The following is a 21,100-nucleotide window of genomic DNA, read 5'->3' on the forward strand; positions in this document are numbered from 1 at the left end:
ATGCGCATACGTTATATGATGTGCAATATTCTTTTCTATCATAAAAAAATACGAACAAAAATACTAAGGTAAGTAAGAAATTGAAGAAAACAGCTGCTTGCAGGAGGTAATTCAAGCATGTTGGATAGCTATTTGACTGTAAAAGAAGAAGGATCTCATGAAATAGTCATTAATAAATCCCGATTTATCAGCCACATAAAAAGAGCAGCTACTGAAAATGAAGCTCAGGAGTTTATTCAAAGGATAAAAAAAGAGCACTGGAATGCAACACACAATTGTTCAGCCTATCTAATCGGTGAACGCGATCAAATCCAAAAAGCAAATGACGATGGGGAACCAAGCGGTACTGCCGGAGTGCCAATGCTGGAGGTTTTAAAAAAACGCGGGTTAAAGGATACTGTAGTCGTCGTTACCCGTTATTTTGGCGGAATTAAGCTTGGAGCAGGCGGACTCATCCGGGCTTATGGAAAGTCCGTTTCCGAAGGCTTAAACGAAATTGGAATTGTCGAAAGAAAGCTGATGCGCCTTATGTCTACTCAAGTCGATTACACCTGGCTCGGGAAAATTGAGAATGAACTGCGGGAATCTCCATATTTATTAACGAATATTCACTATGCAGACGATGTAACCTTTGACGTATATGTTGAGGAAAATGACAAAGATGCCTATTTGAAATGGATGACAGAGCTAACAAACAGCAAAAGTGACAGTAATGAAGGACCAATAACGTATCTGGAAAAGGACATTCCCCATAATAAAGGAGATTTAACAAATGGCTGAACGTATAAGAGTTCGAGTAAGGAAAAAAAAGAATAAACGAAAGATCATTTTCAAACGAATTGTCTTATTGTTTCTGCTCCTCATTGTAGGCGCAGGAGCATTTGCAGGATACAAACTCTTTAATACAATATACGCTGTAGATCGTACATATGATGAGCTGGAACGCGGTGACAAATCTAAGCTCCGTGAGAATGTTGTCGAGATCAATCAGGAGCCCTTCTCCATTTTATTTATGGGAATCGAGAATTATTCAACAGGAGGCGAGGATGGCCACTCAGATTCTTTGATTTTAGCGACTCTTGATCCGAAGTCGAAATCGATGAAAATGATGAGTATTCCAAGAGATACTCGAACAGAAATTGCCGGCCAAAATGGATTAACAACAAAAATTACTCATGCGTATAATTATGGAGGCAAAGAAGCAACAATTGAGACAGTAGAGGACTTGTTTGATATTCCTATTGACTATTACGCCACAGTTGATTTTAGCGGCTTTAAGGATGTCGTAAACGAAATGGGCGGCATCGATGTCGACGTGCCATTTGACTTTACAGAAAAAAGTGATGTCTCAAAAAATAAAAGCCTTGAATTTACAGAAGGACCGATGCATTTAAACGGTGAAGAGGCATTGGCTTTTGCCAGAATGAGAAAACAAGATCCACGCGGAGACTTTGGCCGAAATGACCGCCAAAAACAAGTGATTGCCGCTGCGATTGATCAGATGTCCAAGCCGCAAAATCTGTCGAACATCGATAATATTACGTCAGCAGCCAGTAAAAATATCGAAACAAACATCAGAATTACCCAGGCTCTCGGTCTACACAGAATTTACAGCGGCTTTAAGAGCGAAAACATAGAATCCTTGACTCTTGAGGGATCGGATGTCTATCTCCCGAACTCCTCAGGGCAAAACGTTTATTATTTCGAACCGGATGCAGACAAGCTGCAAACCTTATCCACTACGTTACGGCAGCATTTAAAGATGGAAGGTGAAACAACCGGGACAGCGTCTGAGAAAGAATCGAAATCAGAGGACAATTCAACAGCTTCTGATTCTTCCAGTTCAAATTCCTAACAAAAAAATCATGCCAAAAACGGCATGATTTTTTTAATTTTTTTTCACCATTCGTTTATAGAACTTGGTAAACGGCTTATATTTTTCATTCACAAGACCGGTAACCTCTGCAATAATCTGCATGAAGAGGATAAGCATACACAGAATGAAAAGAGAAAGCCAAATTGTTGCGCTTGATAATAAAATAGCACTGAGACTAAAGATGACCCCAATTAAATAGATGGCAATAACCGTCATTCGATGGGATAATCCGTATGCCATTAAACGATGATGGATGTGTGACTTATCAGGTGAAGAGATTGGCTGTTTGTTAAGTAATCTCCGGATAATCGCAAAACTCGTATCAAAAATAGGTACACCTAGAATGATAACGGGCACGACAATACTGAAAAGAGTCACGCTTTTGTACAAACCTAAAAGCGACAATACGGAAATCATATAGCCGAGAAAAAGGGATCCTGTATCTCCCATAAATATTTTTGCCGGATGAAAATTGTAAAAAAGAAAACCCAGTGTACTTGCAATAACAAGTGCTGATATCGATAAAATAAGTATTTTATCTGCAGTTAATGCCATTACAGCAATGGTGCTTAGTCCAATGACAGAAATACCTGCAGCCAGCCCATCCAACCCGTCGATCAAATTAATGGAATTAGTAATGCCAACAATCCATATCACGGTCACAGGAAAGGCAAGCCATCCCAATTCAAGGCGGTCAGTAAAAAATGGAACTGAAAAGAAGTCCATTGTCAGGCCTGAACTGGCAATCATACAGGCTACCAGAGTTTGTACGGCAAATTTTACTTTTGCACTCAAATTAAACTTATCGTCGAGCATGCCAAGGATAATGATAATTACTGCCCCAATGCTTATTGTTCTTATACTGGACTCAAAAAGCCCCATGGCAACAGCTCCTGCTGCAACCCCAATAAAAATCGCAAGCCCTCCCATTCTAGGCATAAGCTTGCTATGTACCTTTCTCTTATCGGGACGATCCACTGCTCCTATTTTAATCGCAAAACGTTTAATAAACGGAGTAATAATAATGACGGTTAGCAGAGAGACAAAAAACGCAAAAATTATGCGCTCATAGGACATGGTTAAGTCTCCTTCATAGTATAAAGTAGTAATAGTATTCAATTCATCTTCATCCATTATACAGCTTACGTCTTCAAGTTAACAAGCATTCATAAAAGATCTGAGCCTTTAGAAAGATTAAATTTGTATGACATTTGTAAACAAGCAAACACATCACCGGTTTTGGTGATGTGTTTAGTTATAACCTTTTTTTCACTGCATTTTTAGCATAATGAATAAAGCACCAAGATGCTTTTAACAGATGAAGATGTTCAATTTCGCGATACACAAACCAAGTTTTTTGTGCAGCCTTCCATTTATTCCGTGAAATTGAATTTTCTACAATTCGATATATAGCGAGTGATTCATTCAGCCCGTATGCTTTAAATCCGCGTTTCAAAATGGAAAGCCAAGTGGCAAGATCCTGCCTCGTACGGATATTAGGCATTTTAACATCACCGACCTGGTCACGATCTAACATAACGGTTAAACATCCAATTATCGTATTTTTCAATACATCATCGTACGTAAGTACTTCAGGAACATCTATTTTGTTAACGAGCAGCTTGCCGCTTTGAGTAATTGAGTCATATCCGGTAAATGTAAACGCGTAGTTGTTTTTTTTCATAAATTCCAACTGGCGTTCCATTTTCTCCGGTCTCCATTGATCATCACTGTCTAAAAAAGCAACGTAACGCCCTTTTGCAGCTTCAAGAGCAGAGTTGCGGGCGACGGCAGCGCCGCCATTCTCCTTCAAAAACACCCCGCGAATACGATCGTCCTTTTTTGTATATTCCTCAATAATCTGTCTTGTCCGATCTGTCGAGCAATCATCAGCGATAACCAGCTCCCAGTCTTGATAGGTTTGGTTACGAACAGACTCAATCGTATCTTTTATATAATTTTCCGCATTATATGAAGGGGTAATTACAGATACAAGCGGTTTGCGGTTCATTACTTGTTCAACTCCGTCATGTTAGTCATTGGTTTCTCGAAAAATCTCAGGAACAACTACAAGGCAGAATGAGATGGCCAATCCAATTAATACACCTAAAACCACTCGTTTTTTTGCTGACATACCAGCAGATTTTGTTTCTTCTTCCGCCGTTAAAGGATAAATCGTTTGTGCTGGCTCTATGGTAAGCATCGTCGTTTCAAGCTCATAAAGGAACCTTTGCTTATCCACCTTGGAATCATCGCTTACGGCTTCATTCTCCAGTTCTTCAATATTTGATTGAATGACAGATTGCTTACTCGAAAACAGCTTTTGATCTTTCGCCATAAATGTTTCTGAGATTTTTTTCAGGATCTCACTTGAATCCTCACCTTGATAACTTAGCTGAAACAAATGGTTGGATTGAATCTCGATCATTAATTTCTGCTTCACTTCCTCTACTTGCTCTGAAGAAAAGTCAGGAAATGTCTCCTTTAAAAATGAATCACTCGTCAACAAAACTGGAATTTCTTTTGTGTCATTTAAAGAAGCATCGTTATAACTTCCAGTTTTTATTGTGATCGAAGCAGTATTCTCATTCGTCTGAACGCTTGGAGAAATAAAGTATCCAACAATCCCAAGCAATAGAGGCAGTACAATTAAAAATACGATGTATTTTTTGATTCTGACTCCTATTCGTTTAAGTAAGCCGTTCATAAATTCATTCTCCCCACTTTCAATAAAATGAAGAACCTCTTATCGTTAGTCCTTCCGCTTTTCTTTTCTTCATCACATTAACGATGGAAATAGCCAAGGCTAGGAACACCCAATGAAAGAAAAGATTTGAAACAGAGCTTGGGCTGATGCTGGATACCAAGAAGCTGACCAAAGCTACAAGAGTCCCTTCAATAAGCATTTTTTCGTTTCGGCCAAGTCCTTTTCCGTAAAATTGATAAAGCTGTATAAACAGAAAAGCATAAAGCAGGACATATCCAAGAAAAATAACAAGGCCAAAGTTGACTAGAATTTCAACGAGCCAATTATGAACCTGCTCTACTTGGTTTGTTGCAAAAATCGGCTCATTCTGCAAATAATACGGAACGTTGCCAACGCCTACTCCAAAACCGAAGGAGTCCAGAAAATAATGAAAAGAGTTCTTTAGTAAATTGGCACGTGCCTCATTCGAAGGCAGCATTTCATTGCTATAGGCTGAATTTGACGGAGCAATAAACAGTCGGTAAATAACTCCCGCAATCTTGTTGTAGAACAGGGTTACAAATAAAATTGAGCATGCTGCCGAGAGAATGACCGCCCACTTTTTTAAAAGGCGGGGCAGCATGATAAATACATAGACAGCCAGTCCTAAAGCAATCCCCAACAAACTTGCCCGCGAGCCTGTGTAGCCTATAAGAACGACGGAACAAAGTGAAAGAATAAAAGCAGAGCCTTTGACATACCCATTTTTGACGTTTTTGCAAACGGACAAATAAAAAAAGAATGTAATCGATAAAAAAGTTGCAAAATCATTTTGATTAAAAAACACTGACGTCGGATAATGCTGTTTATATTCAGGGCCGCTGTACAAAGATGAGCTCGGCAAATGTTGCATGGTAAAATGATTATAAAAACCGATCAGCATCAACAGTACTGTCATTACCATCCAAATGGAATAAAATGTAACCAGTCGTTCTAATTTAGTAAAGTGCATGACGATTAAGCAAATAAAGGCTGTGCCCATACCTAAAAGAAATAAGTACTTTAACCCATCTGTCAATGATTTCGTCCACAAAAGCGAAATAAAACCATACCCCAGCCAAAAAAGGAAAAAAGAAAGCATTCCTTTCACTCTTACATCATCCCACGATTGATGCAGCCCCTTATTTTGCCACGCATTGACAATAAATAAAACGAGCGCCGCCACAAGAAGAAGGCGGTAAGGGAATAAGCTGAACGGTCCCACATCGATTGAGTAGATGGCATTATTCAAAAACGTCGCTGCGATCAGCAGATAAAGAGTCAGCCAAAAAAGCTGCTCCAAACTGACAACCTGCCTGACCAATACAAGAAATCCGATTGCCGCACATCCTGCAATGAGCAGGAGATACGGACTGGAATTTTTCGAAACAAAAACGTATGTAAGCAGCAAACCGATAACGATTGCCGCGGATCCAAAAAACACTTGATTGATGTATGTACGATTGATCATTCATCTCCCCCTTCTCTCGCATTCCTGCTACGACTAAGAATGAATGGAATTTCGATAAAAGGCAACAGTCTTTTCTAATCCTTCCTCAATCTCCATCTCAGGCGACCAATTCAGCAGCTCTTTTGTTTCATTGTTGCATAGCACACTATGACGGATGTCACCCGCTCTTTCCTGTTCATATACAGGATCAAGTGCAGAGTTGGTGATTTTTTTCATTGTCGAGAACAATTCGTTTATTGTAATCGAAGAATTGCTTGAAATATTCAGGCACACATTAGGTTTTGATGTGATCGCTTGAACGTTTGCTTTGGCAATATCGCCGACGTAAATGAAGTCTCTCGTTTGCTCCCCGTCACCATAAATGACCGGTGCTTTCCCGCTTGAAAGCATGTCTGAGAAAATCGAAATGACTCCTCCTTCGCCCTTTGCATTTTGGCGAGGACCGTATACGTTGCTGTATCGCAATATACAATAATCGATGCCGTAAAATGTATTGGCAAACTTTAAATAGTTTTCAAACATCAGCTTGGTCAAACCATAGGGTGATTCAGGATTCGTGCTGTGTTTTAAATCAACAGGCACATACTGCGGATTTCCATATACGGCAGCTGATGAGGCAAAAACGATTTTTTTCACTCCTGCCTCAATTCCTCCGTGCAGTATGTTCAAACCACCTTTAATATTGATGTTTTCATCATTAAGAAAATCCTTAATCGATTCAGAAACGCTTACTTGGGCTGCCTGATGAATGATATAGTCCGGATTGATCTTCTTGATGGCGCTAATCGTTTCTGGCTCTGTAATGTCCATTTCACAAATCTCGATGGGCAAATGACTGATATTCTTTCTGTCTCCGGTAGACTCGTTATCGATAACAACCACTTCATATTGTTTTTTAAGGAGCTCTTCAACAATATGTGATCCGATAAACCCCATTCCGCCAGTCACTACTACCTTTTCCATTTGAAAAACTCCCTTATCTCTAGGCTTTTATGGTGTTTTCATATTTTATGGCAGGACGTCCGATTGAGTGATAAATAATTCCTTCACGCTTCATACTTTCAAGCTCGAATAAGTTTCTGCCGTCAATTAAAATCGGCTGATTCATTTTCGCTTTGAAACTATTCCAATCGATAGCTTTGACGTCTTCCCATTCCGTTAAAATCAAGCAAGCATCGGTACCTTCTATCGTTTCGTATAAGTTTTCACTATAGGTTATTTGTTCACCTAAATATTTTTTTGCTTCCTTAATTGCGATTGGGTCATAGGCACATACTTCCGCTCCCAGCTCAACAAGCTTGGGGATGATATCGATCGCCGGTGAAGACCTCATATCATCTGTATTCGGTTTGAAAGCCAAACCCAAAATGGATATTTTTCTTCCTTTTATATCCCCAAACACATCCAGAAGTTTTTGAACCATGATTTGCCTTTGGTTCGCATTAGTCTCAATTACGGCTTCAATTAATTTAAACGGATAATTAACGGAATTAGCGATGTGAAGAAGTGCAGTCGTATCCTTCGGAAAGCAGGATCCGCCAAAACCAATTCCGGCATTTAAAAACTTTGCTCCTATCCTGCTATCGAGGCCGATTCCTTCTGAAACCTTCTTTACGTCGGCTCCTACACGTTCACAAATATTGGCTATATCATTAATAAATGAGATTTTTGTAGCCAGAAATGCGTTAGCCGCATATTTAATCATTTCTGCACTTTCCACGCTGCCGGTAACAATTTTATCCGTAAACGGCTGATGCAATTCCTTGATTATCTCGGCGGCTTTTTCACTTGTGGCACCGATCACAGCTCTTTCCATATTCATTGTATCTTTAATGGCCGAGCCTTCACGCAAAAACTCTGGATTCGATACAACATCAAAAGGAATTTGTCCATCTGAGACGTCGCGGACAATTGATTCCACAAGCTTTCCTGTTCCCACAGGCACCGTACTTTTATTAACAATTACTTTATACGAATTTAAATTTTCGCCAATCGTTTGCGCGACAGCTTTTACAAAGGTTAAGTCTGCTTCGCCTGATTCTGACATTGGTGTACCAACTGCGACGTAGACAATATCAGATTCACGAATGGCATCACCGATATTTACTGTAAATGTGAGCCGTTCATTTTCCAAATTATTCAGAACCATCTCTTCAAGACCCGGCTCATAGATAGGGATAATGCCTTTTTTCAAATTCTCTATTTTATTCGAATCAATATCACAGCAAATAACCTTATTCCCTTTCTCAGCAAAGCAGGTGCCTGAAACCAATCCTACATATCCAGTTCCTATGACGGCAATTGTTTTCAAAATCATCGTTCCCTTCTTGATGAATGATTGGCAAGTAGGCATTTTCTTAACTATTTTGGACGGATTTTATGCCCTTTAAACCGAATCTTTCAAAGTGTCTCGTATGACGGGTAGTAAGAATTATACAAGAGACTATCCCGTAATAGCCCGGTTGGTTTACTTTTAATCAGCGGGTAATACGGGAATCCTCCTCTGATTGAAGGTTCTCTTGATTTTCTTTCTTAAAAGTTGTCAATGCATTGTGATAATGGTCTGCCAAAAACTTAGCATTTCTATCTGCATCGTATTCCAATCGTACCTGTTCGTGAAGTTCTTTTACGATTTCAGGCGTATATGTGTCTTTTTCAGTAAAATCAACAATTGCATTCAAGAGCGCATCAGCCGATTGAGGACTCACTAACAAATCTTTGTGTCTCCCGAATAAAGAGGGAACCCCTCCAACAGCTGTACTGAGTACAGGTGTTTCCAATGCAAGTGCTTCAATTACAACTGTCGGCATTCCTTCGCGGTAGGAAGGAAGAACAAATAGATCAGACAATGAGAGATACTCTGTTACAAGGGAATTTGCGATTTGGCCGGTGAATTTCGCTTTTTCTCCCAAGCTGCTTTGCAGCGCTTCTTTTTCCGGTCCATCTCCTATAAAAACAGCAAAATAATTGCTTTCCAGCCTCTTTACTGCTTCAGCCAGCTCATAAACGCCTTTATCCTTTACCAGCCTTCCTACAAATGTAAGAATAACTTTATCAGCTGGCAGCGCATGCGCTTTTCTTAGTTCCATCTTATCTAATGCCGGCTTTTGAAACCGGTGAAAATCTACACCGATTGGAAGGAACACGGGCGATACTCCCGCCATTTCCTCTGCCTTTTTCTTTAGTTCCTCACTGACCGAAAAGACCATAGAGGCAGATTGAACCGCCAGCAAAAACGCCTGGTACGCACTCCTGCTGTAATGAGGATAGACGTTCACATCACTTCCATGAAGCGTAAGCACATATGGTACAGATGCTGATTCAGAAACGATCGCCGCAGCTCCTCCTGAAGGCATGGCAAAATGAGCATGAATGAGATCAGGCTTAATGGAATTGTTCTTCATCGTTCGGAGCACCGCGCCTGCAATTCTTTTGTGCGGCTGGGCCCACTTTAACTGGCCGGGAACCGCACGGTAGGATGGGCGGTGTACCGGAATTCCATTTCTGATTTCATATGCCGGAACATTTTCATTCATCTTATATTGTTTTTTTAGCCCTCTAATAAAAGGCAAATTAACGGGTTTTGGGCATATAATTTCCACATGAATTCCAAGCCTTTTTAATGCCTGTGCTTGAGTCTCATGAAAAATGCCTGTCCCCGGATTCTGTTCACTTGGATACGTGCTTGTAATCCATAACACCTTCATCGTAATTGCCCTCTCGTTCTTTTATTGAAAAGATTTCGAACGATCTGTTTATTAAAAAGAAATACTAATATTCCATAGCAAACTGCGCTTATTGCAACAGACAGGGAAAGCTGCAAAACTGTTTTATCCGGAAGAATGGACTGTATTAAGACGTTCACGCAATAAGCCACTCCAGCCATAATCAGTGTAAGCAGCAAAGGCTGCATTAACGCGGCTGCGTAATCTTTGATACTTAAACGGATTAAATACTTGACGAGCCATCTTCCTATCAAAAAATTAATGAAGCTAACGGCCGCATAAATCCAGGCAACCATAAGCAAATTACCTGACATTACCGCAGCATAAAGGGATAGTCCGTACAAAATCATGACTCCAAAATCCCAGTAAAATGCGAGATCCGCCCTTCCTTTTGCTAAAAGAACACTTCCGTTCGGATTCATAATCACCCGGAGGATTCCCACGATTGCCAATACATTTAATACTGGAATCGCTACAAGCCAGCGTTCTCCGAAAAACACTTCGATAAACAATTCAGAGACAGCAATCAAGCCAATAAGCAGTGGAAAAGTGATAAACGAAAGCATCTTCGTCATATTTAAAAATCCTTCTGATATCACTTTATGATCGTTTTGATGCTTAGAGAAGACCGGAAACGCGACTCTAGTAATAATCGGATTAATTTTTAATACTGGAATGGTTACGATTTGATAAGCCAAATTATATATTCCGAGTGCTTCTGCCCCGAGAAATCTTCCGATTAGAATCATATCAATATTTGCACCGATTCGATTCACAAGCCTTGATGCGAGCTGAAAGCCGCCAAATGAAAAAAACTCTTTGACCTCTGTTAATTTAAAGACAAAAGACGGCCTCCATTTTTTTTGATAAACCGCAAAATAAGCAAGCCCTCGAAAGGAATACAAAAAAACTTGTGAAATTACATACGCGACAATCGAACTCCCCGAAAAAATCAAAACGATAAGCACCGCAAAAGATAAGAGAATGGACAAAACTTCAATCTTGCTCAGGAGCTGAAAGTTCAAATCCTTTTGCAGCAAATATTGAAATTGCTGTCCGAAAGGCGCAATAATAAACATGATGGACAAAATCTGTATGAGACCTGTGAGCTCTTCACGATGATAAAAGTCGGCAATTAATGGGCTTAGCGCAAATAAAGCCCCAAAAACGAGCAGACCAAATAAGATATTCAGCCAATACAAAGTTGAAAGCTGATTATCTGTCACTTTTTCTTTTTGAATAAGAGCTGCCCCGATACCCATATCGAATATAATTTGGGCAAACACGGTAATCGTTGTGATCATTCCGACAAGACCGAATTCCGATATTGTCATGAGATTGCCCAAGAGCGCGAATTGTCCGATTTGGATAACCGTAATGAGTAACGTTGACAGACTTGTCCACTTTGCTCCGCCCAGTATTTGCTTTGTAATGGCTGACATAAACTTCCCTACTTTTTATCTGGCTCCGTCTCCAGTTAACACAACTTTAAACGTTTTTAACATAATCTTAATATCCATTAGAAAAGTCAAGTGATTAATATAATATAGATCAAAAATAAGTTTTTCTTTCGGGCTGATTTCATATCCGCCGTTTACTTGTGCCCAGCCTGTTAAACCAGGCTTTACAATTAAACGGTTTGTAAACCCGGGTATTTGGTTATTAAATTCTGCAGTGAAGCAAGGTCTTTCCGGTCTTGGACCTACTATACTCATGTCTCCGAGAAGCACATTCAGCAGCTGAGGCAATTCATCAATTCTCGTTTTGCGAATAAAAGAACCGATCCTTGTAATCCTCGGATCATTCGCTTCAGCCCATTTTGCACCGCTTTTCTCGGCATCTTTTCTCATTGACCTTAGCTTGATGACCTTAAAATACTTCCCATTCATACCGACGCGTTCTTGTATATAAAATGGTGAACCCGGTGTTTCAATTGAAATTAGCATAGCAAAAAAAAGGATTACCGGAAAAGCAAAAACAAGACCAATGATTGAAAATGCAATATCCAGCATCCGCTTTACTATTAAATATTTTTGTGCTTTCACGGACAATGGCCGGGACCGGTCTTGACGAACACGATACTGCCTATACAAATTCATGCTTTTTTCTGCATTCACTTAACACACACCTCACGATAGAATAGGACTGTTTTGCCGTGCTATGCAGAGTTTAGCATACGAAAGTAAAGAATCTGTAAAGATAGTGTTAAAGTCTGACTCTATCATTACGAGAATATTTCTTTAATGTATTTTTATTGTAAAGGTTAGAATAATAGGATGATGTTTACTTAATATCCATATTTAAACTACAACAATCAAAAAAACAGATAACCAATTTGGCTATCTGTTTCTAATAGATTTCATTATTCATAATTATGCTGTATTATTGCGGTATTTCGAAAGTCTCCAATTGACGAACCACTTGATCACTTACTGATTTTTTACCGCCCAGTACCGTGAATCCCTTCATTTTATTTGAGGTGATGACTTCGTTCGTTGCATTTGGCAATGACCGGGCATCTGTAAACATCATAGGGCGGTTTTGTTTTGCAGCCAATACTGATCCGGAAAGGGCATCCGCATAAGCATAGCCATTGCTGATAAAGGCTTCATTAGATGTAGAAAAATAGTTTTTTGCAATGTGTGAAGCAACCTCAAAGCGGCTGTTACCGCCAATTCGCGTCGGAGAAGGCAGTTGCTGGTACACATTCTCGCCGACACTGATTTTTCCTCCGACAACAATCGTGGATGACGTTCCTTTGTTTCGCAAAGCATTCGCAGTTGGCTCTGGCAGTGATTCCGAAGTTGTCAGCAGGATTGGAATCTTGTTTTTCGCCGCATAGGAAGCAATAGCGAGGCTGTCTGCATATGCTGTTCCGTTGGCAATGACTGCTTTTGATTGGCCCGGAAGCTTTCCCGCAATGTTTTCCGCCACTTGATAGCGGCTGTCTCCTCCGATTCGTTCAACTGTACCCACGAGCTTTTTTATTTCATTTGCAACATTGTCCTGAACACTTAGGCTGCCGCCAATAATAATTGCTTTTTTGGCTTTCAGTTGGGTCATACGTTCCTTCGTTGAACCAGTCAGTTTGTTGTTCTCTGTCAACAAAATGGGCGCATTGTGATGGTAGGCCAAAGGCGCGGCAGCCAGCACATCTGCATAGGCGCTTCCGTTGGCAATAACGACAGTATTTGCCGTGCTCCATCCTTTTTTAGAAACATTGGCCGCTACCTCGTAACGGCTTGCTCCATCAAGACGATCCACCGGTAAGGGCGTATTTTTCATCGCCTTATCAACATCAATACGACCGTTTCCAAATAATATGTCTTTACCTTTTTCACCTAAATCGATTGTAGACTTCATTAAAATGCTAGTCACTTTATCTGCGGACAGCAAAGGATTTTTTGAAAGGATCAAAGCTGCAGTTCCAGAAATGGCAGGCGCAGCCATGGAAGTTCCATTCATTGTTCCATACTTGCTGCCGGTCACTGTCGAGTAGATTCCTTCTCCCGGAGCAGAAATATCAATCTCCGGCCCATAATTGGAAAAGTTCGAATGTGCATCCTGACTATTCGTTGATGAGACAGATATCACTGAATCTAAAGCAGCTGGATATTCAGGGACATCAGAACCATCATTACCTGCAGATGCTACTGTCACGATTCCCTTCGACCGGGCATAATGAATGGCTTCTTCCATTACTTGCGCATAGTTGGTCGTGCTTAGGCTCAGGTTAATGACATTCGCCCCGTGATCTGCTGCATAGATGATAGCGTCAGCAACATCATACGCATTTGCTTCTTTTCCTTCAAAAACATCAATCGGCAGTATTTTCACATTTGGAGCGATGCCGGTAATGCCCAGCTTATTTAAAGAAGCGGCAATTATACCTGCCACATGAGTGCCGTGCTTGTCAGCAGTAATTGTTTTCCCGCCGGTAACCGCGTTATATGAAGGCAAAACGTTCCCTTTTAAATCAGGATGATCACTTTGTAAACCTCCATCAATTACTGCAACAGTGATGTCGGAAGATCCTTTCGTAATATCCCAGGCTTTTTCCATGTTGATCTTCTTTAATGACCATTGATGACTATAGCCAGGTTCTTGTGGTACGTAAGCGGACTCTATGACAAAGTTCGGTTCGACAAACTGTACACGCTTATCGTTTCTTAATCTCTCAGCGGTGCCTTTCAATTCAGACTCCGGAGAAGCTGATACAAGAGAAAAACCGCCATTTTCATTATAAGTTTGTTCTGATAGATGATAGTTAGCCAGTATTTGAGATTTCTCTTCTTCTTTAATAGAAGGCTCGAATTTAATAACTAACTCTCTTTGACTAAAATCTTTTTCTTCATCAAATAATCCGTCTATTTGAGTTTTACGAATGTCACTAGAACGATCATCTGCTTCCGCATAGGTCGTCTGTATATTGATGAACAAAAACAATATAGAAAGAATACAGATCGATTTTTTCATCTTTCTCCTCCCTTTTGTTCGGACAAGAACTCCATTCTTTTTATCTCCGTATCTACTCTACCATAGAATATTAAAAAACAGGTAGCCCCCGGGAGACTACCTGATGATGATCAATTCGATTTTATTTATAGTATGCTTTGATCGCTTCATAAATGGCTTGGGCTACTCTGTCCTGATAATATGGATCATTTAATTTACTAGCATCACTACTATTAGATACGAATCCAGTTTCCGCTAATACAGCTGGCATGTTTGATTTATCAATAACCTTTATCCAATTTCCCTCAGAAATTCCACGATCTCTGGTTTCCATCGCTTTCGGGATTCTCTCTTGAAGTTCCTGAGCTAATCTTTTACTGCTTGCAGAACCATTATAATAAAATGTGTCACTACCTACTACATTATTGTTGTCACTTGAATTAGCGTGGATACTAATAAAAATGTTTGCATTTGCAGCATTCGCTTTTTCGACGCGATCATCAAGAGTTGGATACGTATCTCCTGTTCTAGAAGCAATTGTAAATTCTCCTGCTGCATCTAGTTTCTTTACGACTTTGTTTGATATTGCAAGATTAACATCTTTCTCTTTAATACCTGCATATCCTATTGCACCCGGATCACTTCCGCCATGACCAGGATCAATAAATAATATTTTGGCGGCATTATTTAATTGATTCATCACATTTGTTTGTACGGATATTGTACCGCCGAGCACTGTGAACGAATTTATGTTCTTCAAACCAATAACATCTTTGGTTTTTTCCGGCAATGTTTTTGCATCTGTAAACAGCATCGGCCGGTTTTGCTTTGCAGCCAAAACTGATCCTGACAAAGCATCAGCATAAGCATAGCCGTTGCTGATAAAAGACTCTTTCGATGAAGAATAATATTTATCAGCAATGTTTGAAGCTACTTCAAAACGGCTGGCTCCTCCGATTCGCGTTGGAGAAGGGAGCTGATCGTACACACTCTTTTCTACACTGATTTCTCCGCCTACGACAATCGTGGAAGATGTTCCTTTATTTCGCATCGCGTCTATCGTTGGCTGTGGAATCGCCCCCGAGGTTGTGAGCAAGATCGGAATTTTGTTTCTAGCCGCATAGGAAGCGATTGCAAGGCTGTCCGCATATGCGGTACCGTTCGCTATGACAGCTTTTGATTGGTTCGGAAGCTTTCCCGCAATATTTTCCGCCACTTGATAGCGACTGGCTCCTCCAATTCGTTCAACTGACCCTACGAGTTTATTAATTTCGTGTTCCACATTTCTTTGAACACTAATATCTCCGCCAATAATGATAACCTTTTTCGCTCCGAGCTGTTTGATTCGATCCCTCGTAGGACCTGTAAGCTTGTTGTTCTCTGTCAACAATATGGGCGCGTTGTGAAGATAAGCCAAAGGCGAGGCAGCCAATACATCTGCATAGGCGTTTCCGTTGGCGACAATCACTGTATCTGCAGAGTTCCACCCTTTTTCCGATACATTGACAGCCACCTGGTAACGGCTAGCGCCATCAAGACGCTCCACTGAATTGGCAGCGAAAGCATTAGGGATAAATAAGATTAGCCCGAACATAATGAGTATTATGCTCTTTACATGTAACCACAAAAATGTTCCCTCCAAATTTAGATAGTTTTTAAGTCAAAAAAGCGAAAAGGAGACGGGATCAAAGGCATCAAAAGACGCCTCTGACGTGTCTCTTTTCAGATTAATAATTTGTTAGATTTGCACCAGGATAATAAAACTTCAAAATATCGATATACGATTGTCCAGCATTCGCTCTAGCTTGAGCCCCATACTGGCTCATTCCAATTCCGTGGCCGTATCCTCTGCCATAAAAGATGAACGAACCGTCTTTGTTTTCAATATGGAACATCGTACTTTTAATATTAGTTGATCCTGCTTTTGATCTAAAATCACCCGCTTTTATGGTAACCGTTCCATTACCAGGTGAGACTGCACCTGATAGATTATCTTGGGCTGAATACTTAACGTCAACGGTTACGAATTCTGCCCGCTGTCCCCTAGTCGTACCTCTAGTACTGACATTCGTTACTTCTTCAATCGTTACGGTTTTCGTATTTCCCAATTGCTTTTCAATATCTGACTTTAAAGTACTGTAAAACATATCTTTGATTTTCTGTCTGTCTAATAGATAGTTCCATTCAAAATTTGGATTAAACGGATCCGGCTGGGCAGACAGATAAGGCAATGAAGTTCCCCATACGGCACTGCTGTCCTCAGTATGTCCTCCATTATTTGAAGAAAATGCAGCAGTAATTGGCTTTCCGTATTGATCTCTCAGCACTTTTCCTCTTGTTTCTTCTACTAACCCGGAGGTTCTGCTGTCCCATTCATAGCCGCCGAAAACTTGATAGCTGGTCGTATCATCAATTGTTTTCCCTTTGTTTTTTACGGCTACAGTTCTTGCAGCAACGCTTTGGGCCTTTAATGCCTCCACATGCCAGCCTGCAGGCATTTCTCGAGGGACGACACCTTTTATGTAATCTTCAAATGGTATGTTTTCATTCGTTGGCCGGACAAACCTGCCAGCTTCTACCGCAAAATTCATGTTTCCTAAGTATCTTCTTCCACTAATGCTCATGACGTCTTTATTGTAATCGACAGGCTGAGCTGTAAAAGTCGTGCCCAGGTTTTTAATTTTTGCCCCGTGCTGCTTTAATTCAAGATTTCCGTTGATCGATTCAACAGTATATCCGTTTCCGGTCAACATACCGCTTAGGCTGTTTTGCACCGTGTCGGTGATCGAAATGATTCCGCCGAGCAAGCTGTATTTAGATGTATTCTGTTCGTTAAGTAAGTTTTTCACTGGATCGGGAAGACTGTTTGGTTCGATCAAAAGCAGCGAGCTTCCTTCCTTTGCCGCGAGTACCGAACCTGTAAGTGCATCAGCAAATGTTTGGCCGTTTGAAAGAAATACTTTATCTGCTTTCATTCCTAGCTGCTTGATTAAATTAGCGGATACTTCATATCTTGATCTTCCGTCTACTCGCTCAACAGAAGCACCTTTCTGCTTAAGCGTATTTTCAATGCCTGAGCTGACACTTAAACGCCCGCCGGAAATAACCACACGGCTTGGAATCGTATAATCGTTTCGAATGGTATTATTTCCTGAAAGCAATATCGGATATCCGTTCATTGCAGCGTACGAAGCGCTCGACAGTGCATCCGTAAATTTCATTCCTGTTGCCACAACAGCACCACTAGCACTCGGAAAATAGCTTTTTTGAATGTTTTTGGCTACTTCGTAACGTGTCGCCCCGCCAATCCGATTGACGTTCCCGTAGTTTGACAACGTTTTTTCCACATTCTTCGATACACTGATCGTGCCGCCAATAATTAAAATATTATCTGGATTCAATTTTTTTATTTCTTCTTCTGTTTTTGGGGTGAGGCGATTCGCATCAGTTAAGAGGATCGGCCCGTCTAATTTGTAGGCAAGAGGAGTCGAGGCTAACGCGTCACCAAACGCGTCACGATTGACAACAATAACATTCGCGGGATTTGTCCATCCGGCATTCGCTACGTTGTTCGCCACATCAAAACGTGTATCTCCTCCGTAACGGGTCGTGTCTGCCATTCCATTAACCTTGTATTCTCCATTAATATCGATAAACAAACTCTCTTTGTTTCCTATGTAGTTTTTTAGCTTAACAGAAATCGTATCATTCTCTCCTGCGCTTGCAGGTGCGGCCAGTGGCAATAACAAGGCAGACGCCACCACTGACGGCAGAAGCAGGCGCTTCACACATTTCAAGATTGCATTCCCCCATCTGGATCCTAAATTGTTTTTATTTTGTTTCTATTTCTTTAAGCTCCAATACTCCATTATCTGCTTCTACATACTTCACTTCAACAGAAGTACCATCCTCAATTCCTTTTGCCTTCTCTTGCAGTTCTGAATCTACTTGAAATGTAGTTTCTTCCCCATCAATCTCGACAGCTATCGTGTGCTCGTCTGCCAAACCAGAAAATGTTCCACTTTTGCTTACTTCACTGGATTCTGTCTCGCTGCTGCTGTTTTCTGTCTGGTTGTCACTGTTTTTCTGATCTTCAGGAGCAGCCTCATTCGTTCCGCAGCCGGCTAAGAAAAGCATCAGTGACATAGATAAAACAAATTTCTTCAAATTTCTTCACCTCTACCTCTATATCGACATTACGTAATAAGTTTAAAGGAAAAAAATGATCTTTGAAACCATTTTTCGGATCTTTTCGTCTAATTTTTGTAATCTAAAAGATTTAGGTTGTTTGGATTATGTCTTACCAATATAATCAAATTAAACTACTAAAAATAAGGTGAGGAAATATGAGAGCTGAGAAAAAAAGAAAAAAGAAAAAAAAGGTGTTAGCAATCGTCCTGTCCATCATTGGTATATTCATATTAGTTGCAGGGGGTTATGCCTACTTCCTTTGGGATAAAGCAGCAAAGACTGTAGCCAGTATTAATGAAGAAATCAATCCGTCAGACCGGCGTGTTGAAAAAGTAGATGTGAACAAAAAGGATCCTGTGTCTGTTTTAATTATGGGTGTCGATGAAAGAAGCGGCGACAGCGGCCGTTCAGATTCTCTGATCTATATGGCAATCAATCCCCAAACAAAGACAACGGAAATGGTAAGTATTCCTCGTGATACGTATACAGAGCTGGTGGGGAAAGGCACGATGGATAAAATTAACCACTCCTATGCATACGGCGGAACGCAAATGACGATTGACACGGTTGAAAATTTTCTTGATGTCCCTGTTGATTACTTCGTAAAAGTAAATATGGAAAGCTTCAGAGACATCGTAGATACTCTTGGCGGAGTTACCGTAAACAGTACATTTGCTTTTGACTATGATGGATATTCATTTAATGAAGGCCAGTTAGATCTAAACGGAAAAGAAGCACTCGCTTACTCAAGAATGAGGTATGATGATCCGAGAGGCGATTTTGGCCGTCAAGACCGGCAAAGGCAAGTGATTGAAGGTATTATTGATAAAGGCGCTAATATCTCATCGATCACGAAATTCGGAGACATGTTTAATGTTGTTGAAGATAATGTAAAAACAAACCTTTCATTTGATAATATGTGGGACATTCAATCGAACTATAAACAAGCGGCTGATCATGTCGTTCAACACGAATTGAAAGGCACAGGGGGAAAAATAGGCGGCGTGTATTATTATCAAGTGAACGAAGATGACCGGCTTGCGATTTCGAAAGAACTGAAAGAAAATTTAGAAATGGACAAAACGGCAAGCAAAAACTAATTTAAAATTCGCTGTCCGATAAGCTCTCTAAAAAGTAAAGCAGCAAAAGAAAATTGATCCTTTTTTCTTTTGCTGCTTTTGCACTCTAAATAGAAATTTTTCGATATTGTTTTCCCTTATTGATATAAGGAGCTGTAAAAATCCATGCTATGATTATATTGGGCACCCAGCATAGCCATGAAATCACTATGTAATAGGAAGCATAAGCTTCACCGCCAAATATCATAGCAAATAACCCGAGCCACAACCGTAATGTTACTGCCACAAAAGTTAAACTGTAGCTTCTTATTACCCACGCTCGATGAAAAAGTATCTCTCCTTTCACCGCATGGTAAGTCGCCATCAGGGTCGTAAAAATCCATAAAACAGAAAGGATAATAAAACCAACGTGGGAAATAATCCCCCCCGTAGAATAAAAGGCTACATAGAATCCCGAGAGTCCTCCGATTAAAATGCCTCCCACATATATGTATCCCATGATTCGATGAATGGACAGGTTATTTTTTCGAATCTTTTTGATAAATAAGAAGGGACCAATTAGCAAGGGGATTGCCGATCCAAAAATATGGATTAATATCATTACATCCCATATACTGGATAGTTTCTCTTGATAATAATCGACTTTAACAAAATAAAATCCAGAATTCGCCAAGCCGATAATCCCATATTGAATAATAGCATATATAACGATGCTAAACCCTAATACAAACATGCCCCATTTAAAAAACATTGTTAATTTACTGGTTTCTGTCAATGATCTAAACAACCTTTCTACTTGCTCGGTTTAATATATTTGTGCGTACTATCAAACAAAAACCACTGACATTAATCCCTTATGACTCAAACAACTTTATCTTTATATTATTTCATATTTTCATTTTCAACCAAGTCTTTTAATAGCTCTGCAGCATCAAGCGTTTCCATATTATTTATCTGACAGGTCCCACGTATACAAACAGTTAGTTGATAGCGGCATTCGACTTGAAAGGTCTGAAAAGATACATTTTGCTGTTTTCCGTCTAATGTTATAGTGGGTCTATCAAAATATACATTTGTATTTAGTCGATCCGGTGACAGACTCAGCCCTGTTCCGATCATTTTTAAAAAGCTTTCCTTTACTGTCCAAATCGTATAGAAATATTTTTCGGCTTCATCATCAGGAAGAGATTGCAGATATGCATACTCTTCCTTCGTAAGTGCCCCACTCATTGAATCTAGGCAGACTGGCTTTATATATTCAATATCCACACCTATTTCGTACTTAGAAACTGCTAATACAACCAAACGCATTGAATGAGAAATATTAAATTGAAAATGGTTTTGATTCTTCACAAAAGGCTTTCCATACTCTGTAAAGCTAATGGAATCAGGATACTGGCTGCGTGGCAAGACCTTTTGAAGCATCATATACCCAAGTAAGCTTCTTATAGAGTCTTCTATATGATAAAAGGATTTTATCTTCTCTCTTTTAATAGGAGGAAGCAAACAAATCGCTTTATTGATCATCTCTTCATCTATCGCATCCGGTAATTCCGCTAGAAATAACTGCGTACTCAT

At 40.1% G+C, this 21,100-nt stretch carries 17 protein-coding genes and 2 pseudogenes; 3 read left to right on the forward strand and 16 right to left on the reverse strand.

Features of this window, described 5'->3' with window-relative positions:
• Positions 1 to 117 precede the first annotated feature (117 nt).
• Together JOC74_RS09245 and JOC74_RS09250 are read left to right on the forward strand one after the other, a co-directional pair.
• Positions 118 to 780: a YigZ family protein gene (locus JOC74_RS09245; protein ID WP_053604304.1), complete on the forward strand. Its 663-nt coding sequence runs from the start codon at positions 118 to 120 to the stop codon at positions 778 to 780.
• Positions 773 to 1,855 carry an LCP family protein gene (locus JOC74_RS09250; RefSeq protein ID WP_053604305.1) on the forward strand — a complete coding sequence of 361 codons (1,083 nt, stop codon included), beginning with the start codon at positions 773 to 775 and terminating at the stop codon, positions 1,853 to 1,855. Before JOC74_RS09245 ends, JOC74_RS09250 begins: the two co-directional genes overlap by 8 nt.
• Positions 1,856 to 1,888: 33 nt before the next feature.
• Here the strand turns inward: JOC74_RS09250 and JOC74_RS09255 are convergent, their stop codons facing one another.
• The 14 genes and pseudogenes from JOC74_RS09255 to lytA all read right to left on the reverse strand — a co-directional run bounded on the left by JOC74_RS09255 (position 1,889) and on the right by lytA (position 18,419).
• A complete protein-coding gene (locus JOC74_RS09255; RefSeq protein WP_053604306.1) occupies positions 1,889 to 2,953 on the reverse strand; it encodes a glycosyltransferase family 4 protein in 1,065 nt (354 codons plus the stop codon).
• Positions 2,954 to 3,131: 178 nt separating this feature from the next.
• Entirely contained in the window at positions 3,132 to 3,887 is a 756-nt protein-coding gene (tuaG, locus tag JOC74_RS09260; RefSeq protein ID WP_053604307.1) for a teichuronic acid biosynthesis protein TuaG, read from the reverse strand.
• A gap of 21 nt (positions 3,888 to 3,908) precedes the next feature.
• Positions 3,909 to 4,583 carry a teichuronic acid biosynthesis protein TuaF gene (gene tuaF, locus JOC74_RS09265; RefSeq protein ID WP_053604308.1) on the reverse strand — a complete coding sequence of 225 codons (675 nt, stop codon included), beginning with the start codon at positions 4,581 to 4,583 and terminating at the stop codon, positions 3,909 to 3,911.
• A gap of 19 nt (positions 4,584 to 4,602) precedes the next feature.
• Entirely contained in the window at positions 4,603 to 6,072 is a 1,470-nt protein-coding gene (tuaE, locus tag JOC74_RS09270) for a teichuronic acid biosynthesis protein TuaE (RefSeq protein ID WP_053604309.1), read from the reverse strand.
• 33 nt (positions 6,073 to 6,105) lie between these two features.
• On the reverse strand, positions 6,106 to 7,035 hold the full coding sequence (locus JOC74_RS09275) for an NAD-dependent epimerase/dehydratase family protein (RefSeq protein ID WP_053604310.1): 930 nt from the start codon (positions 7,033 to 7,035) through the stop codon (positions 6,106 to 6,108).
• A gap of 19 nt (positions 7,036 to 7,054) precedes the next feature.
• Positions 7,055 to 8,389: a UDP-glucose 6-dehydrogenase TuaD gene (tuaD, locus tag JOC74_RS09280; protein WP_098945244.1), complete on the reverse strand. Its 1,335-nt coding sequence runs from the start codon at positions 8,387 to 8,389 to the stop codon at positions 7,055 to 7,057.
• Between the two features lie 160 nt (positions 8,390 to 8,549).
• Positions 8,550 to 9,779, reverse strand: a complete 1,230-nt coding sequence (gene tuaC / locus JOC74_RS09285) for a teichuronic acid biosynthesis protein TuaC (RefSeq protein WP_053604311.1) — start codon at positions 9,777 to 9,779, stop codon at positions 8,550 to 8,552.
• Complete coding sequence (tuaB, locus tag JOC74_RS09290; protein ID WP_053604312.1) at positions 9,776 to 11,239, reverse strand: teichuronic acid biosynthesis protein TuaB; 1,464 nt, start codon at positions 11,237 to 11,239, stop codon at positions 9,776 to 9,778. Before tuaB ends, tuaC begins: the two co-directional genes overlap by 4 nt.
• 15 nt (positions 11,240 to 11,254) lie before the next feature.
• Positions 11,255 to 11,914: a sugar transferase gene (locus JOC74_RS09295; protein ID WP_053604313.1), complete on the reverse strand. Its 660-nt coding sequence runs from the start codon at positions 11,912 to 11,914 to the stop codon at positions 11,255 to 11,257.
• A 286-nt stretch (positions 11,915 to 12,200) separates the two neighbouring features.
• Positions 12,201 to 13,082 (reverse strand): annotated as a pseudogene (locus JOC74_RS24110) (cell wall-binding repeat-containing protein); the annotation flags it as partial.
• Positions 13,083 to 13,115: 33 nt separating this feature from the next.
• Positions 13,116 to 14,273: pseudogene (locus tag JOC74_RS24115) on the reverse strand (S8 family peptidase); the annotation flags it as partial.
• 121 nt (positions 14,274 to 14,394) lie between these two features.
• Positions 14,395 to 15,879: an N-acetylmuramoyl-L-alanine amidase gene (locus tag JOC74_RS09305; protein ID WP_053604314.1), complete on the reverse strand. Its 1,485-nt coding sequence runs from the start codon at positions 15,877 to 15,879 to the stop codon at positions 14,395 to 14,397.
• Positions 15,880 to 15,979: 100 nt separating this feature from the next.
• Positions 15,980 to 18,040: a SpoIID/LytB domain-containing protein gene (locus JOC74_RS09310; RefSeq protein ID WP_312883822.1), complete on the reverse strand. Its 2,061-nt coding sequence runs from the start codon at positions 18,038 to 18,040 to the stop codon at positions 15,980 to 15,982.
• 43 nt (positions 18,041 to 18,083) lie between these two features.
• Positions 18,084 to 18,419 (reverse strand): acidic lipoprotein LytA, encoded by a 336-nt coding sequence (gene lytA, locus JOC74_RS09315; protein WP_053604316.1) that lies wholly within the window; start codon positions 18,417 to 18,419, stop codon positions 18,084 to 18,086.
• A 179-nt stretch (positions 18,420 to 18,598) separates the two neighbouring features.
• Between lytA and tagU the strand changes: the two genes are divergently transcribed.
• A complete protein-coding gene (gene tagU / locus JOC74_RS09320; protein WP_053604317.1) occupies positions 18,599 to 19,543 on the forward strand; it encodes a polyisoprenyl-teichoic acid--peptidoglycan teichoic acid transferase TagU in 945 nt (314 codons plus the stop codon).
• An 85-nt stretch (positions 19,544 to 19,628) separates the two neighbouring features.
• On the opposite strand, the gene JOC74_RS09325 is transcribed toward tagU, so the two are convergent.
• Positions 19,629 to 20,297: a DUF2306 domain-containing protein gene (locus JOC74_RS09325; RefSeq protein WP_225970229.1), complete on the reverse strand. Its 669-nt coding sequence runs from the start codon at positions 20,295 to 20,297 to the stop codon at positions 19,629 to 19,631.
• Between the two features lie 107 nt (positions 20,298 to 20,404).
• Positions 20,405 to 21,100 carry a 4'-phosphopantetheinyl transferase family protein gene (locus JOC74_RS09330; protein ID WP_053604318.1) on the reverse strand — a complete coding sequence of 232 codons (696 nt, stop codon included), beginning with the start codon at positions 21,098 to 21,100 and terminating at the stop codon, positions 20,405 to 20,407.

Source organism: Bacillus capparidis (assembly GCF_017832095.1).
Lineage (GTDB): Bacteria > Bacillota > Bacilli > Bacillales > Bacillaceae > Bacillus > Bacillus gobiensis.

What these genes read in the sequence shown, in the direction of transcription:
- JOC74_RS09245 (WP_053604304.1), top strand. Translation starts at nt 118, where the DNA reads ATGTTGGATAGCTATTTGACTGTAAAAGAAGAAGGATCTCATGAAATA.
- JOC74_RS09250 (WP_053604305.1), top strand. Translation starts at nt 773, where the DNA reads ATGGCTGAACGTATAAGAGTTCGAGTAAGGAAAAAAAAGAATAAACGA.
- JOC74_RS09255 (WP_053604306.1), bottom strand. Translation starts at nt 2,953, where the DNA reads ATGTCCTATGAGCGCATAATTTTTGCGTTTTTTGTCTCTCTGCTAACC.
- tuaG (WP_053604307.1), bottom strand. Translation starts at nt 3,887, where the DNA reads ATGAACCGCAAACCGCTTGTATCTGTAATTACCCCTTCATATAATGCG.
- tuaF (WP_053604308.1), bottom strand. Translation starts at nt 4,583, where the DNA reads ATGAACGGCTTACTTAAACGAATAGGAGTCAGAATCAAAAAATACATC.
- tuaE (WP_053604309.1), bottom strand. Translation starts at nt 6,072, where the DNA reads ATGATCAATCGTACATACATCAATCAAGTGTTTTTTGGATCCGCGGCA.
- JOC74_RS09275 (WP_053604310.1), bottom strand. Translation starts at nt 7,035, where the DNA reads ATGGAAAAGGTAGTAGTGACTGGCGGAATGGGGTTTATCGGATCACAT.
- tuaD (WP_098945244.1), bottom strand. Translation starts at nt 8,389, where the DNA reads ATGATTTTGAAAACAATTGCCGTCATAGGAACTGGATATGTAGGATTG.
- tuaC (WP_053604311.1), bottom strand. Translation starts at nt 9,779, where the DNA reads ATGAAGGTGTTATGGATTACAAGCACGTATCCAAGTGAACAGAATCCG.
- tuaB (WP_053604312.1), bottom strand. Translation starts at nt 11,239, where the DNA reads ATGTCAGCCATTACAAAGCAAATACTGGGCGGAGCAAAGTGGACAAGT.
- tagU (WP_053604317.1), top strand. Translation starts at nt 18,599, where the DNA reads ATGAGAGCTGAGAAAAAAAGAAAAAAGAAAAAAAAGGTGTTAGCAATC.
- JOC74_RS09330 (WP_053604318.1), bottom strand. Translation starts at nt 21,100, where the DNA reads ATGAGTACGCAGTTATTTCTAGCGGAATTACCGGATGCGATAGATGAA.